The organism is Pseudomonas sp. StFLB209 (assembly GCF_000829415.1).
GTDB lineage: Bacteria > Pseudomonadota > Gammaproteobacteria > Pseudomonadales > Pseudomonadaceae > Aquipseudomonas.
In genome coordinates this window covers 5,932,895-5,948,081 of record NZ_AP014637.1, presented here as the reverse complement: position 1 = coordinate 5,948,081, position 15,187 = coordinate 5,932,895, and the positions used below count along the sequence as shown (strand labels likewise).

Below are 15,187 nucleotides of genomic sequence, written 5' to 3'. Positions count from 1 at the left end.
CCATGTGCATGTCCTATCTAAGGTGATTACCACAATGTCAGCGTTGCCGCCGGGGTCGGAAAAAGGGGGTAATGGTTACCCACGTGTCATCGTTAGCGACTGGGATTCTTGAAACATTAAGACCGATTTCTGGTGGCATTTTGCCTTTTATAGCTTTTTGGTTATAAAAAATTAACTGAATGAAAACCTATTGACATTAATTTTTTTGTGGTAAATGGCATGAATATTGGATCCGTTTTCTAAGTGCGCTTTTTCTTGTCAGCCAGCGTGCCCTGGCTGACCTTGACCCTCTTGGGCTCTTGACCTAGTGTGCGTGGCAACCCCGCTGACCGGCGGAGTACTTCCCCATCACCCTCTGGCTAGCCAGCAAGGGCCTTGATCGAGTAATTGATTGTGAAAACCTTCCTTCATGTAGGTTGCGGTCCGAAGAACAAGAGCGGTACCACCAAGGGCTTTGCTTCTGAGCAATGGCAGGAACTGCGCTTCGATATCGACCAAAGCGTCAATCCGGATATCGTGGGGACCATGACCGACATGTCCCAGGTCAAGGACGCCTCGGTGGATGCGCTGTTTTCCAGCCACAACATCGAGCACCTCTATCCCCATGAGGTCCCGGTGGCATTGGCTGAATTCAAGCGAGTGCTCAAGCCTGGCGGATTTGTGGTCATTACCTGCCCGGATCTGCAATCAGTCTGTGCGCTGGTGGCTGAAGACAAACTGACCGATGCGGCTTATGTGTCGCCTGCCGGCCCCATCGCCCCGATCGATATTCTCTACGGTCATCGTCCGGCCATGGCCAACGGCAATACCTTCATGGCGCACCGTTGCGGCTTCACCAAAAAGGTATTGACTGGCTCCCTGCAGGCTGCCGGTTTCGATATGGTCCTGCCGATTCAGCGTACGCACCCGGCTTATGATCTGTGGGCCATTGCGGCTCTGGCACCGATCACGGAAGAGCAAGTAGTGGCCTTGGCCAACGAGCACTTTCCGGCCTGATTGCTAGCTAGCTATATAGCCATCAAATGGCCGCTTCCCACCCCGATTTTGATCTGAAATACGGTGGAACGAGCGGGCGGCGATCCGTCTTGCTCAAGCGGCCTCACAGTCACAGTAGATGCTCTTGCCGACTCAGCTCAGCACTTCCCGGTAAACCTGCACGGTCGTGGCACACATCTGCTCGGCAGTGAACACCTGTTCGAAGCGCGCCCGGGCCTGCTGGCCAAAACGCTCGGCCAACTGCCGGTCATCCCACAGCCGACGCATGGCTTCGCGCAAGGCTTGCGGGTTTTCGGGCGGGATGGCCAGGCCGGTTTCTTCATGCATATTCACAAAGGTCGTCCCGGTGCCGATCTCGCAAGAGATCATTGGCTTGCCGTACATGGACGCCTCAAGCAATGAAATGCCGAATGCTTCTGAGCGCAGATGCGAAGGAAATACCAAGGCATGGCATCGCTGCAGCAGGCAGGCTTTGTCGATGTCATCCAGGCGCCCGAGAAAACGCACATTGCGCAAGTTCAGGCGCTCGGCATGGGCCTTGAGTTCCTGCTCCTGCGGCCCGCCGCCGAGAATCAGCACCGGGTAGTCCGCACCTTCCAGGGCATCGAGCAGCGTGGTCAGGCCTTTGTAGTAGCGCAAAACTCCGACAAACAGAAAGAACTTCTCCGGTACTTGCTGCTGCCAGTGCGCCTGACGCTCTGGCGAGACCTGCGGGTAGGCCGACTCGTCCAGCCCATAAGGCACTACTACAGTTTTGTCTGCAAAAGCTTGCAAGGTTTCGCTGCTGCGCTGGTAGTTGGGGGAGGCCACCAGAATCCGGTCCATGCTCTTGAGCATCTGATTCATGAGCGGCGCATACAACTTCAGCAGAGTCCGCTGCTTGATAATGTCGGAGTGATAACTCAATACGCTTGGGCGCCCGTGGCGAGTTGCGAAGTGCACCAGGTCCATCATCGGCCACGGAAAATGAAAGTGCACCAGATCGGCTTCGGCGGCCATTTCCTTGAACCGGCGAAACACCGGCAGGGAGAATCCGGTAGAGGCCAGGTTGAAGTTCTCTTTAACGCGCACCACCTCATGATCCGCCACCTGAATACGTGCCGGTGAGGGCTCGGGGCTCAGGGTCAGCACCTGGCCTTCCACGCCAAAGGCGCGGCTGCCCTGGCACAGCTGGAACATCACCTGCTCGATACCGCCGGTGGTGTCTGGGTAGTAGGTTTTGAAGAAATGAAGAACGCGCATGAAGTACCTGTAGGTACTGCTTGAGAAGTCATGAGCCAGGCAAGGCTTGCCGGAAATGGGCATGTTGTTCGTCTGAAACACAGACGCTGGCAAGCAGTAAGAAAACAAATCGAAGTCGAACTTTACCCTTTGAAAACGGGACAAGCCAACCTGAAAAAAGGAAATTTCCCGCGTGGGAAATTTCCTTGGGGGACTTTACAGCGGCGTATTTTTCATTTGTTGCATGATAGCCGGGTGATACACTTTTGCGCTTTTCCATACCCCCGGGCAGTCAGGACGCTATGCAGAAAATTCATGAAAACAGCTTGCAGGCTGCGCTAAAAGCCTGTAAAGGCGCTTTCATATCAGTCGGTATCTTCAGTCTGTTTGTCAATGCCCTGATGTTGGTCCCCACCTTTTATATGCTGCAGGTCTACGGACGTGTCCTGACCAGCAACAACCTCACCACCCTGGCCATGTTGACCATCATCATGTCCATTCTGGTAATCACCACCGGCGCTCTGGAGTGGGTTCGTTCGCGGATCATGGTCAGGGTCAGCACCAAGCTCGATGTTCTGCTCAGCCGTCACGTCTACAAGGCAAGCTTCAAGCGCGCCCTGGAAAGCGGGGGTATGGATGCTTCTGCGCAGCCCATGAATGACCTTACCAGTCTGCGACAGTTCATGACGGGTAACGGGGTATTTGCGTTTTTCGACGCGCCCTGGCTGCCGATCTACATCGCCGTGATGTTCATGTTCCACCCCTGGTATGGCTGGGTGGCGATTGCCAGTGCCATCGTGTTGCTGATCCTGGCCTATGCCAACGAAAAGGTGACCGGCAAAGCGCTCGCTGAAGCCAACAAGGAAAACATCGCTGCAACCCTCAATACCACCAAGAACTTGCGCAACGCCGAAGTCATCGAATCGATGGGCATGCTCGATACCCTGATTGCCCGCTGGAGCCAGCGTCAGCGCAAAGTGCTTTTGCTGCAGTCCAATGCCAGCGACAAAGGCGGTGTGGTCAGCTCGATGTCCAAGACATTCCGCAGCTGGGTGCAGTCGCTGATTCTCGGCCTGGGTGCTTATCTGGCAATCAACCACGAGATCAACGCCGCACTCGTGATCGCCGGTTCCGTACTGCTAGGCCGTGCCCTGGCGCCGATCGACATGATCATTGGCAGTTGGAAAGGCTTCATTGGTGCGCGTACCCAATACAACCGCCTCAATGACATCCTCGACAAGCTCCAGGCCGAACCGCAGCGCATGCCGCTGCCTGCTCCGAAGGGCAACATTCAGGTCGAAAACCTGATCATCGGCGCGCCAGGCTCCAAGACACCCATTCTCAAAGGTGTTGGCTTCGGGGTTCCGGCCGGTGCCGTAGTCGGCATCATCGGCCCAAGCGCTTCAGGCAAATCGACCCTGGCCCGTGCCCTGATGGGCGTCTGGGCGCCACAGCATGGCTCTGTGCGTCTGGACGGTGCGGACCTGCACCAGTGGGACAAAGAACTGCTCGGTCCACACATCGGCTATTTGCCTCAGGACATTGAGCTGTTTGAAGGCAGCATCAGCGAGAACATTGCCCGCTTCGCTGAAGTCGATCCTCAGAAAGTCGTGCAGGCCGCGCAGATTGCCGGCGTTCACGAAATGATCCTGCTCCTGCCTGAGGGCTATGACACGGTCATTGGCGGCGACGGCGTCAACCTGTCCGGCGGTCAGCGTCAGCGTGTCGGTCTGGCCCGTGCCCTGTACGGCATGCCGAAAGTGATTCTGCTCGACGAGCCGAACTCCAACCTCGACGAGGTCGGCGAGCGTGCCCTGGCACATGCCATTGCGCAGCTCAAGCAAGCCGGCTCGACCGTGTTCGTCATCACCCACCGCACCAGCATCCTGTCCCAGCTGGACCGCCTGCTGGTCATGCAGAATGGTGCCATTACGATGTACGGTCCGCGTGATCAAGTGATGGAAGAGCTCAACAAGCAACACCAGGCTGCCCAGCAGCCTCAGGTTGGCGCAGGTACGGCTCCGGCCGGCGCCTGACAGGACGATATTGATGACCCTTATTCTCGCAGGCAAGACCGACAACTTCGCTGACCTCCCGACCTCGGATCACAGCATCCGCCGGGTAGGTTTCGGCATCCTGATCGTCGTATTCGGCATCTTTGGCACCTGGGCCGCGGTGGCCCCTCTGGACGGCGCCGTGCATGCTCCAGGCGTCGTTACCGTACAGACCTATCGCAAGACCGTGCAGCATCTGGAAGGCGGCATCGTCAAGGAAATCCTTGCCCGTGACGGCGACATGGTGAAGCGGGGCGACCCGCTGATCGTGCTTGACGATGGTCAATTGCGCGCCGAATTCGAAGTGGCGCGCAACCAGTTGATCAGCGCCAAGGCCATGGAAGCGCGGCTGGTGGCCGAGCGTGACGGCAAAGACAGCATCGACTTCAGCAGCATGCTCGACCCCAACAGCACCCGTGCCATCGAAGCCCGTGCCAGTGAAACCCAGGTGTTCAATACCCGTCGCGGTGCTCGTCTGGGTCAGGTATCGGTGCTGCAGGAGCGTATTGGTCAGCTTAATGCGCAGATCAAAGGCACGGAGTCGATGATCAGCACCAAGAGCAGCCTGGAGAAGTCCTACGGCGGTGAAATTGGTGAACTGAGCGAACTGCTGTCCAAAGGCTTCGTCGACAAACAACGCCTGCTCGACCAGCAGCGCAAACTCGACTCACTGCGTTCGGAAATCGCCGAGCACCGCTCCAACATTACTCGCACGCGTTTGCAGATCAACGAAACCGAACTGCAGATCCTGCAGGTCAATAAAGACTTCAACTCTGAAGTGGCCAAAGAGCTGACCGAAGTCCAGGCCAAGGGCTATGAGCTGCAAGAGCGCACCGCAGCCATCGAGGACCGCCTGAGCCGCATTGTGATTCGTGCGCCGGATGACGGTATGGTGATCGGCATGACCGTGCACACCGTCGGCGGCGTCGTGCGTCAGGCGACTCCGTTGCTGGATGTGGTGCCGTCTGTATCCGAGCTGATTGTCGAAGCCGAAGTGGCGCCGCAGGACATCAACCGGGTGGCGATCGGCAAGCACGCCGACATTCGCTTCTCGGCCTTCAACAGCGCCACCACCCCGGTCATTCCGGGTGAAGTGAGCAGCGTGTCGGCAGACCGCCTGACCAACGAGCGTACCGGCCAGCCTTACTACCTGGTGCGTGCCAAGGTCACTGAAGAGGGCCTGCAAAAACTGGCTGATCGCAAGCTGCTGGCCGGTATGCCGGCTGAAGTACTGATCAACACCGGCGAGCGCACCATGCTTCAGTACCTGCTCCAGCCGGCGCGCAACGCCATTGCTGAATCGATGATCGAGGAATGATTGTGCGCCTGATCCCCTGTGTATTGTCGGGTCTACTGGTGCTCCAGGCTCATGCGGACGAGCCCAAGACCGCTGTACCCTCGACCCCCAAGCCGCCGCCTACCAGCGTCAGCGCCAAAGAGTATTCCGCTGACCTGATGACGCTGTACAAAGAGTCGCGCCTTGAAGACCCACGCATTCTGTCGGCCTATGCCCGCGCCCAGGCCGGCAAGGAACACGAACGCGAAGCCTTCGGCAGCCTCTTGCCGCAGATATCGGCCAACGCCGGGGCCAACCGCATCAAGCAGGTCAACGAACAGGTCGACCAGGTCTACAACAGCGAGAACTACAGCATTGGCCTGAGCCAGGTGCTCTACAACAAAAAGGCCTGGGAAAACTGGCAGCGCTACAAGAGCCTGGCCAAGCAGTCGTTGTCCGAGTCCGATGAAGCCCAGGCCGAAGCCACCGTCGACCTGGCCCAGCGCTACTTTGCGGCCCTGGCGGCCGACGATGAGCTGGAACTGACCCAGGCCGAGCGTCGCGCGACGCAAAAGAACCTCGACCAGGTCAGCGCCCTGTACGAGCGTCAGTACGCCAAGAAAACCGACGTACTTGAACTGCAAGCCCGGGTCGACCTGCTGGCCGCCCAGGAAGTCGATGCCCGTAACCAGGTGCGTGTGACCCGCGCCGCGCTGTCGGAAATCGTTGGCCGCCCGGTGACTGAAAAGCTCAGCCGCGTCCGTGATGACGTTCAGCTGAAAGTATCGGAGCAAACCCTGGAGAGCTGGGTGCAACTGGCCCAGACCGAAAACCCGGCGATCAAGTCCAATCTCAGTGCCGTCGAAGCGGCCCAGGCTGGCGTGCGTGGCGGCAAAGGCGATCACTACCCGAGCCTGAGCCTGAACCTCAGTGCCCAGAACACCAACGAAGGCTATAACAACGCCCTGGCGCCCAAGACCGACAGTTATGTGGCCGGTGTAGCCTTGTCGGTGCCTATATATAGTGGTGGTTCGACATCAGCGCGCGTGCGCGGTCTTTATCAGGATCAGGTGGCCGCCGAGCAGCAGCTGGAATTTACCCGACGTCAGGTTGTCAAGGAAACGACCAACGCTTACTTGACGGCAGACTCCAGCGTCGAAAAAATACGCGCCAACCGCAATGCGGTGTCGTCAGCCGAACAATCGAGCATTGCGTCCCAGGAAGCCTTCAAATATGGCGTCGTCAATGCGGTTGATGTGCTGACCGCAACCCAGAACGAATTCAAGGCGCGTCGTGACTTGCTCAAGACGCAATACGACTTCATAACCAATTTGTTCATCCTCAATCGCTGGGCCGGCAAACTCTCTGTCGAAAGCGTGGAAAGTGTGAACGTATGGCTGAGCAATAACCGCAAGACTGAGCCAGCCCCAGATCGGAAAACCAAACAATGAATGCACCTCGTAAATCCGCCATCGTTACCGGCATCACAGGCCAGGACGGCGCTTACCTGACCGAACTGCTGCTCGACAAGGGCTACAAGGTCTACGGCACCTACCGCCGGACCAGCTCGGTCAACTTCTGGCGTCTGGAAGAGGTCGGTGCGCTGAACAACCCGAATCTGGAACTGGTCGAGCACGACCTGACCGACCTGTCGGCCAGCATTCGTCTGTTGCAAAAGGCCGAGCCGAGCGAGGTTTACAACCTGGCGGCGCAGAGCTTTGTGGGTGTGTCTTTCGACCAGCCGATCACCACCGCCGAAATCACCGGCCTGGGCGCGGTCAACCTGCTCGAAGCCATCCGCATCGTCAACCCGAAGATCCGCTTCTACCAGGCATCGACCTCCGAGATGTTCGGCAAGGTCCAGCAGATCCCGCAGACCGAAGCCACTGACTTCTACCCGCGCAGCCCTTACGGCGTGGCCAAGCTGTACGCGCACTGGATGACCATCAACTACCGCGAGTCCTACGACATCTTCGGTTCGAGCGGCATCCTGTTCAACCACGAGTCGCCACTGCGCGGCAAAGAGTTCGTGACCCGCAAGATCACCGACGCCGTGGCGCGCATCTCGCTGGGCCAGCAAGAGGTTCTGGAGCTGGGCAACATGGACGCCAAGCGTGACTGGGGCTTCGCCAAAGAGTACGTCGAAGGCATGTGGCGCATGCTGCAGGCTGACCAGCCGGACACTTTCGTGCTGGCCACCAACCGTACCGAAACCGTGCGTGATTTCGTCTCCATGGCGTTCAAGGCGGTCGACATCCAGCTTGACTGGAAAGGCACTGCCGACAACGAACACGGCATCGACACCAAGACCGGCAAGACCGTTATCCAGGTCAACCCGAAGTTCTACCGTCCTGCTGAAGTCGAACTGCTGATCGGTGACCCGGAAAAAGCCAAGCGCGTGCTGGGCTGGGAGCCGAAAACCACCCTGGAGCAGCTGTGCGACCTGATGGTCAAGGCTGACCTTGAGCGTGTGAAGAGCGGTAAATCGTTCTGATAGCTAGATATCTATATATCTAGCTAGCTAAAAGCCGCGTTCATACGCGGCTTTTTTGTACCTGGCCTCTTCACGACCAAGGTCGTTCCCACCACATTTCAAGTCAGGATTGAGATGGGAGAAGAGGCCGGTAAGGGCCCTAAACCTGCTTTGCATGTGCCACCGTCTTCACGACCAAGACGGATCGCCGCCCGCTCGTTCCCACCGTATTTCAGATCAGGATTGAGGTGGGAACGACCTTGGTCGTGAATGCTCTTTGCCAGGCATCACAAATACGGCGCCAGGATTAGCCCTTTCGCCCGTTGGCTGGCTCCTACAAAATAGCGTGTTGCGCTGTCATCTTTTTCTTTTCTTGTCACCAGGTCCGTTCATGCATAACGAAGCACAGGTCACCATCCACCAGTTTTCGATCAGCGTCAGTCTAGGGGATGGCATCAGTAACGGGATGCTGCTGACCCGCAAGCTGCTGCGCCAGGCCGGTATCAAATCCGAGATCTACTGCATCGAGCCAAAACCGGAAGTGGCCGGCGACATCCTGTGCATGGACGACTACATCCCCGGCAGTGCCAATGCACTGTTGATCCACCATGGCATTGGCAACCCCGTCGAGTCCTGGCTGCGTGAACTGCCCGAAGCCAAATTCATGGTGTTCCACAACATCACCCCTGGCGCGCTGTTCCCCGCCGAGCACCCGATCCAGCCAATGCTGGCCCACGGCTGGCAGCAAGTGGACGCCTGGCAAAACTGGCTGACCGGCAGCATTGCCGACTCCCGGCAGAACCTGCAGGAACTGCTCAAGCGCGGCTACAACCAGGCCACCACCGCAGAAATCCCGCTGCTGGTCGACCTGCAACGCATCGAACCTCATAGCGTGCAACGCTGCGACACGCCACGGCCGTTCACCCTGTTGTTCGTCGGGAGGATCATGCCGCACAAGAACCAGTTGGGGTTGGTCGAAGCCTTCGCCCTGTTGCTGCGTCGCTCCCAGGTGCCGCTGCAGCTGTACCTGGTCGGCGGTGCAACGGTGCCGGCGTACAAAGAGCGCATCGAACAACGCATCGAAGAACTGGGCATCGGCGCCTACGTCACCCTGACCGGCAAGGTCGATGACGAGACCCTCGACTCGCTGTACAGCCGCAGCGACCTGTTTGTGTCCCTGAGCCATCACGAAGGCTTCGGCATGCCATTGATCGAAGCCATGGCCCACGGCTTGCCGGTACTGGCCTACGACGCCCCGGACAGCAACGTGGTCAACACCTTGGGCAGTGCCGGGCTGTTGCTCGACACCGACCGCCCTGAAGTCGTGGCAGCCACCATTGCCCAACTCATCGAAAACCCGGCGCTGCGCCGCAACCTCACCCAACATGCCGCCGAGCGCCTGCACGAGTTCGACTATCAGGCCCTTTACGACCGCCTGAGCGCCTACCTGGCCGGCTTTGAAATCATCCTGCCGGCCCATCGGTTCGCCACTATGCCGCCCCAGCCAAGCGTCGAGTGCCGCATCGAAGGCCCGTTCGACAGCACCTACAGCCTGGCGCTGGTCAACCGTGAACTGGCCCGGGCGCTGCAAGAGCAGGGCAGCAGCACCGCCCTGCGTGCCACCGAAGGGCCGGGGCCGATCGCGGTTGACCCACAGTTCCTGCTCGACAACCCCGACTGCGCCAGCCTGCACGCCCGCGCCGAACAGCCGGCGCGCAACGTGCTGCGCCTGATGTACCCGCCGCGGGTCACCGACATGCAGGGCGACATCAACGTCATGTCCTGCTACGGCTGGGAAGAGTCCTGCCTGCCGCAGGACTACTGCCACGACTTCAACCACCAGACCCACCTGATCACCAGCATGTCCGAATGGGTCACCACCACCCTGCGTGACAACGGCGTCACCGCCCCGCTGGCCACCGTGGGGCTGGGTGCCGATCACATCCTGCGCGTCCCGGTCGACGCCAGCAGCCTGCCGGCCATGCCCAAGGTCAGCGCCGAGCGCCTCAAGCTGCTGCACGTGTCATCGTGCTTCCCACGCAAGGGCGTCGATGTCCTGCTCAAAGCCTACGGCCAGGCCTTCACGGCCGAACAGCCGGTGGTGCTGATCATCAAGACCTTCCCCAACCCGCACCACAACATCGAGCAGCAAGTGGCCGACTGGGCCGCGAGCCTGGCCAGCGCGCCGGCGGTTGAACTGATCGTCCAGGACCTGCCTGACGGCGCCTTGCGCGCGCTGTACAACCAGGCCGACGTGCTGATCGCACCGTCACGCGGCGAAGGCTTCGGCCTGCCGCTGGCCGAAGCCATGCTGCACCGCCTGCCGGTAATCACCACCGGCAACGGTGGCCAGCGCGACTTCTGCACCCCGGACACCGCGTGGCTGATCGACTACCGCTACGAGCGCGCCCGTACCCACCTCAAGGCCGCTGCCTCGGTGTGGTTCGAGCCGAGTGCCGAGCACCTGGCCAGCCTGCTGGGTGAGTTTCATCAGGCCTGGAGCCAAGGCCAACTGGCCAGCTTCACCGCCGCCCGCGTCCAGGCCGCCGAAGCCCTGGTCAACACCCGTTTCACCTGGGCTGCCGTAGCCCGTGCCAGCCTGGCCGCCATCGAACAGGCCCGCCACCAGCCGCTGCTCAAAAAAGCTCCGAAGCTGGGCAGCGTGACCACCTGGAACAGCGCCTGCGGCATTGCCACCTACAGCCAGAAACTGCTGGAACCGGCGTTCGGTGAGCAAGTGCATGTGTTCGCCAGCGACAACGCCGACCTCAACGCTGGCGACACCCCCAACATCGAGCGCTGCTGGACCAGCGGCCACTACGACGACCTGGCACGCCTCAAGGCGGCCATCGAGCGTTCCGGGGTCGACACCCTGCTGCTGCAGTTCAACTTCTCGTTCTTCGACATCCAGGCCTTCGCCAGCCTGCTCGACTGGTCCCACGCGCGTGGTATCCAGACCCTGGTGGTGTTCCACTCCACCGCCGACGTGATGCACACCGACAAGCTCAAATCCCTGAGCCACATGCGCGAGTCGCTGCACGGTTGCGCGCGCCTGCTGGTGCACAGCGTCGGCGACATGAACCGCCTCAAGGACATGGGCCTGGGCCACAATCTGCTGATGTTCCCCCATGGCGTGATCGAAACCACGCTGCCCGAGCCGGGTCCTGCCCAACTCGCCGCTGGCCTGCAAGGCAAGACCATCATCGCCAGCTACGGCTTTTTGCTGCCGCACAAAGGCATGCCGGAGTTGATCGAAGCCTTCGCCTTGCTGGCCAAGGGCAATGCCAAATTGCACCTGCTGCTGGTCAACGCCGAGTACCCCGATCCGGTCTCTGCGCAACTGGCACAAACCTGCCGCGAGCGCATTACGCAAAACGACCTCAAAGGTCGCGTCACGCTGATTACCGACTACCTCAGCGACGAGCAATCCTTGTCGTGGTTAGGCATGGCTGATGCCATTGTCTTCCCCTATCAGCACACCCAAGAGTCAAGCAGCGCGGCGGTTCGCTGGGGTTTGAGTACCGGTCGTCCGGTTTTTTGCACGCCGTTGGGCATCTTCGAAGACGTCGCCGATGCGGTGACCTTTCTGCCGGGTACCGACAGCCAGTCCATGGCCGATGGAATCGCCAAAGAATTGGCAAGCGGACCGAAAGCGCTGCAAGGGGAGTGGCTGCGTAATTACGGGTGGACAAGCGTTTCAGTTCGCTTGCGAAACATTCTCATTGCCTTGGCTGAAAAAAATATTTGAACTTTGGCCTACGGAAGAAAGTGAAATTTCCTACGTGTCCACAGAAATTTTCCTATCGACATAGATCAAAAAGTTGGGTGTCAGCTATTGTTCCGCCGCTAATTTGACAGGTATGATCGGCGTGCCTTGTAGGATATTTCCTTGATAGCTTTGAAAAAAAGCTCAAAAAATGACCTGCAAGGCTGTCGGAATTTTCCGACTTCCCATAATGGGGGCCACGGCCCTGTGGGACGTGGCAACAGGCGAGAGCCGACGGGTTCTTTTCCCACGTAGGGAAGCCTGAGTGTCGATATCGACTCATATTGGAGATGAAAACGTAATGGCTACTACTTCTGCACAAGTTCAACAACTGTACGTTGCTTACCTGGGCCGCGCTGCCGACAAAGGTGGCCTGGACTACTGGTTGGGCCAGTTGAACGCTGAACCTGCTCAGATCACTCTGGATCAGATCCGCACTAACTTCGTAAACGAGCAGCCTGAGTACGCCGCTGCCTACGCCGGTCTGAGCCGCGTTGACACCGTTACCAAGATCTACAACAACCTGTTCGGCCGCGCTCCTGATGCGGGCGGTCTGACCTACTGGACCACTGGCGGCGGCGCTACCGTTGCTCTGGACCAACTGCTGGTTGCTTTCGTAAACGGCGCTTCGGCTACCGACGCTCAAGTCGTAACCAACAAGGTTCTGGTTTCCGAAGTTTACACTTCGACTGCTGGCGCTAACTACGCTGCTGCTGATGCCAAAGCAATTATCTCCGGCGTGAACGACACTACTCAGTCGGTTACCGACGCAGTTGCTAAACTGAGCGATGGTTCGCTGAGCGGTATCGCTGTTCCTGCTAGCGTTGGCTTGCTGAAAGCTTCCGTTGCTGCTGACGCTGCTGTCTCTGCCTACGAGACCACTAAGGCTGCTGACCTGCTGGCTATCGAGAAGCAACTGGCTACTCTGTCGACTACAAGCGCAGTCATCAAAGATCAGACCGTTACCTCTACCGCTAACTCTACTTACAGCGATGTGAACACTGAGCTGAAAGCAGACTTGGCAGACGCTCGTGCTCAAGCTTCGGCTGGTAATGTTGTCGGCCTCGATGGCAAGTCGACTCTGACCCTGACCGGTGAAGCTACTGTTAAAGCCGCTGCTCTGACTGCCGCTGCTGATACTCTGCGTCTGTCTGATGATAAGTCGGTTGAAAAAACTGGTGCTTACGATACTGCTGCTAAAGCCTTGGCTGCTGCCAAAGAGCCTAATGCTGCCGACGTAACTCAGGCTAAAGCTACTTTGGTTGCTTATGCTAACAACCCAGCTAATGCAACTGTATGGGACACTGCTCTGAGCGATGCTGGTGTTACCAAAGCGTCGCCAGCTGACGTTGCAGCTGATGTTGATTCGCTGTACACCGTGCTGACCACCCTGGGTACTTCCACTACTCTGATCAACAAAGTTACTGCTGATTTTGCAGGCGTAACTGCTTTCACAAGCTTCGGCTCGCTGGCAGCTCAGGAACTGACTTTCGTTAAAGCTACTGACGCTTTCAATAAAGCTGATACCGCTCTGGCTAACCAGAACGGAAGCACTGCTGCTTCTGATTGGAAAGCAGCTTATGCAGCCGACGCTAGTGTCAAGCTGCAAGTTGAAGCTTCGAAAGCTCTGGACGCCATTGAAGCATCGTACAAGGCAATCGATACTGCTCACACCGCTCTGACTACTGCTCAGACCGCTGCTGCTGACAAACTGGCTGGTACCAGTCTGGTTGCTTTGAACACCAAAGCTGCTCCTGATACCTTTGTTGCCGGCGGTACCGCTGATAAAGCAGACGTTTTCTACTTTACCGGTGGTAAAGTTACTACTGCTGACGGCGCTCTGACCTTTGAAACTGCTAAAGACTCTCTGTACATTGGCGACGGTTACACTCTGAACACCACCGCTAAGTTCGACGCCGCTACCGGCACCATCACTGGTGGCCAGAACGGCGTTAAAGAAGTTTTCTTCTTCAAAGACGGCAGCAATATCAAAGCTGTAATCGAAGCAGCAGATCTGGGTAGCTCTACTTTCCAAGCCACTGTTGCTAACGGCACCAGCAACCTGGATGCAAGCGCTAGCGACCAGGTTTCGATTATCACTCTGACCGGTATCACCTCTGTTGATCAGCTGAGCTTCGCCAACGGCGTAATCACTGCTCACGCATAAGTGATATAGCTTAAGTTCTGTCAGACTAAAATCTGGCGGATGGTAGCCAAGAAAACCCGCCCCTCAAAAGGCGGGTTTTTTTATGCCAGCACACTGCGTATGCTTGCCTGCCCGCTGTTTCTGCTGTTTTGGACCCTTTGATGAACTGGAACCTGATCCTCAATTTCACCCGCCAGGACCTGATCGACCGGCACTCGGCCTCGGTGCTGGGCGCGGCCTGGACCTTCATCCTGCCGCTGATCAACATCCTGATTTTCACCCTGGTGTTCTCCAACATCATGGGCATGCGCCTCGGTGGCCTGGGCCAGGACCTGGGCCAATGGGGCTACAGCGTCTACCTGGTCAGCGGCCTGCTGGCCTGGAACTGTTTTGCCGCCACCCTGACCCGCATCACCAGTGTGTTCCACGAAAAGGCTCACCTGATCGGCAAAGTGCGCCTGTCACTGTGGTCGCTGCCGATGTACGTGGTGCTCAGCGAAACCGTGCATTACCTGATCGCGACCGGCTTTTTCATGATCTTCCTGGTCGCCATCGGCTTTGACTTCTCCTGGCACCTGCTGTGGTGGGTCCCGATCTTCCTCTGCCAGCAACTGCTGGCCTACGCTCTGGGCATTACCTGCGCGATCCTGTCGGTGTTTATCCGCGACATCACCCAGGTCATCGGTGTGGTCACCCAGTTGTGGTTCTGGCTGACGCCCATCGTGTACGTGGCCAACATCCTGCCCGGCACCATCCAGCAACTGGTGGCGCTTAACCCGTTCTACCACCTGGTCCTGGCCTACCGCGCAGCCCTGATCGGCGGCCAGAACCCGCACCTGCTGTCGATTGGCATCCTGGTGGGCTTCTCCCTGGCCCTGCTGGCCATCTCGATCTTCGTCGGCCGCAAGCTGGAGCGCGACATCCGCGACTTCCTTTAACCCCCGCAGGAGGCTGCCAAGTGGGCAAGGCTGTACAGCCCACTTGGAACCTCCTACCCCGATTCTGACCTGGAATACGGTGGGAACGAGCGGGCGGCGATCCGTCTTGCTTGTGAAGATGGCGGTACATCCACAGCACATGCAGTGCCCTTACCGGCCTCTTCACGACCAAGGTCGTTCCCACTCCAATTCTGATCTGGAATACGGTGGGAACGAGCTTGCTCGTGAAGGGGCCAAAGCAGGCTGCCCTGACCATCGGGGCGCGACAAGCCCCGCCGTTCAGGGCGGGGAAGGATAGCGCGGACGGCGTAGCCGTC

Annotated in this window: 9 protein-coding genes; 8 read left to right on the top strand and 1 reads right to left on the bottom strand. The window is 58.4% G+C overall.

The window, feature by feature from the left end; genetic code table 11:
* Window positions 1–393 precede the first annotated feature (393 nt).
* Entirely contained in the window at window positions 394–996 is a 603-nt protein-coding gene (locus tag PSCI_RS26435) for a class I SAM-dependent methyltransferase (RefSeq protein WP_045495035.1), read from the top strand.
* A 132-nt stretch (window positions 997–1,128) separates the two neighbouring features.
* Here PSCI_RS26435 and PSCI_RS26430 read toward each other — a convergent pair whose 3' ends face one another.
* Entirely contained in the window at window positions 1,129–2,238 is a 1,110-nt protein-coding gene (locus tag PSCI_RS26430; protein ID WP_045492794.1) for a glycosyltransferase family 4 protein, read from the bottom strand.
* 281 nt (window positions 2,239–2,519) lie between these two features.
* On the opposite strand from PSCI_RS26430, the gene PSCI_RS26425 reads away from it, so the two are divergent.
* The 7 genes from PSCI_RS26425 to PSCI_RS26390 all read left to right on the top strand — a co-directional run bounded on the left by PSCI_RS26425 (window position 2,520) and on the right by PSCI_RS26390 (window position 14,870).
* On the top strand, window positions 2,520–4,253 hold the full coding sequence (locus tag PSCI_RS26425; protein ID WP_045492791.1) for a type I secretion system permease/ATPase: 1,734 nt from the start codon (window positions 2,520–2,522) through the stop codon (window positions 4,251–4,253).
* Window positions 4,254–4,266: 13 nt separating this feature from the next.
* Window positions 4,267–5,589 carry an HlyD family type I secretion periplasmic adaptor subunit gene (locus PSCI_RS26420; protein WP_173426704.1) on the top strand — a complete coding sequence of 441 codons (1,323 nt, stop codon included), beginning with the start codon at window positions 4,267–4,269 and terminating at the stop codon, window positions 5,587–5,589.
* The gene (locus PSCI_RS26415) at window positions 5,586–6,998 is read left to right on the top strand and encodes a TolC family outer membrane protein (RefSeq protein ID WP_045492788.1); all 1,413 of its coding nucleotides are present in this window, start codon (window positions 5,586–5,588) and stop codon (window positions 6,996–6,998) included. The genes PSCI_RS26420 and PSCI_RS26415 overlap by 4 nt, the downstream gene beginning before the upstream one ends.
* The gene (gene gmd / locus PSCI_RS26410) at window positions 6,995–8,041 is read left to right on the top strand and encodes a GDP-mannose 4,6-dehydratase (RefSeq protein WP_045492786.1); all 1,047 of its coding nucleotides are present in this window, start codon (window positions 6,995–6,997) and stop codon (window positions 8,039–8,041) included. Before PSCI_RS26415 ends, gmd begins: the two co-directional genes overlap by 4 nt.
* A 370-nt stretch (window positions 8,042–8,411) precedes the next feature.
* Window positions 8,412–11,768: a glycosyltransferase gene (locus PSCI_RS26405; RefSeq protein ID WP_045492783.1), complete on the top strand. Its 3,357-nt coding sequence runs from the start codon at window positions 8,412–8,414 to the stop codon at window positions 11,766–11,768.
* A gap of 283 nt (window positions 11,769–12,051) precedes the next feature.
* Window positions 12,052–13,953 (top strand): DUF4214 domain-containing protein, encoded by a 1,902-nt coding sequence (locus PSCI_RS28330; protein ID WP_144403347.1) that lies wholly within the window; start codon window positions 12,052–12,054, stop codon window positions 13,951–13,953.
* A 140-nt stretch (window positions 13,954–14,093) separates the two neighbouring features.
* Window positions 14,094–14,870: an ABC transporter permease gene (locus PSCI_RS26390; RefSeq protein WP_045492780.1), complete on the top strand. Its 777-nt coding sequence runs from the start codon at window positions 14,094–14,096 to the stop codon at window positions 14,868–14,870.
* Window positions 14,871–15,187 lie beyond the last annotated feature (317 nt).

Excerpts from the sequence above, each read along its gene's own strand:
- gmd (WP_045492786.1), top strand. The coding sequence starts at position 6,995 with ATGAATGCACCTCGTAAATCCGCCATCGTTACCGGCATCACAGGCCAG.
- PSCI_RS26390 (WP_045492780.1), top strand. The coding sequence starts at position 14,094 with ATGAACTGGAACCTGATCCTCAATTTCACCCGCCAGGACCTGATCGAC.
- PSCI_RS26430 (WP_045492794.1), bottom strand. The coding sequence starts at position 2,238 with ATGCGCGTTCTTCATTTCTTCAAAACCTACTACCCAGACACCACCGGC.
- PSCI_RS26420 (WP_173426704.1), top strand. The coding sequence starts at position 4,267 with ATGACCCTTATTCTCGCAGGCAAGACCGACAACTTCGCTGACCTCCCG.
- PSCI_RS26405 (WP_045492783.1), top strand. The coding sequence starts at position 8,412 with ATGCATAACGAAGCACAGGTCACCATCCACCAGTTTTCGATCAGCGTC.
- PSCI_RS26415 (WP_045492788.1), top strand. The coding sequence starts at position 5,586 with ATGATTGTGCGCCTGATCCCCTGTGTATTGTCGGGTCTACTGGTGCTC.
- PSCI_RS26425 (WP_045492791.1), top strand. The coding sequence starts at position 2,520 with ATGCAGAAAATTCATGAAAACAGCTTGCAGGCTGCGCTAAAAGCCTGT.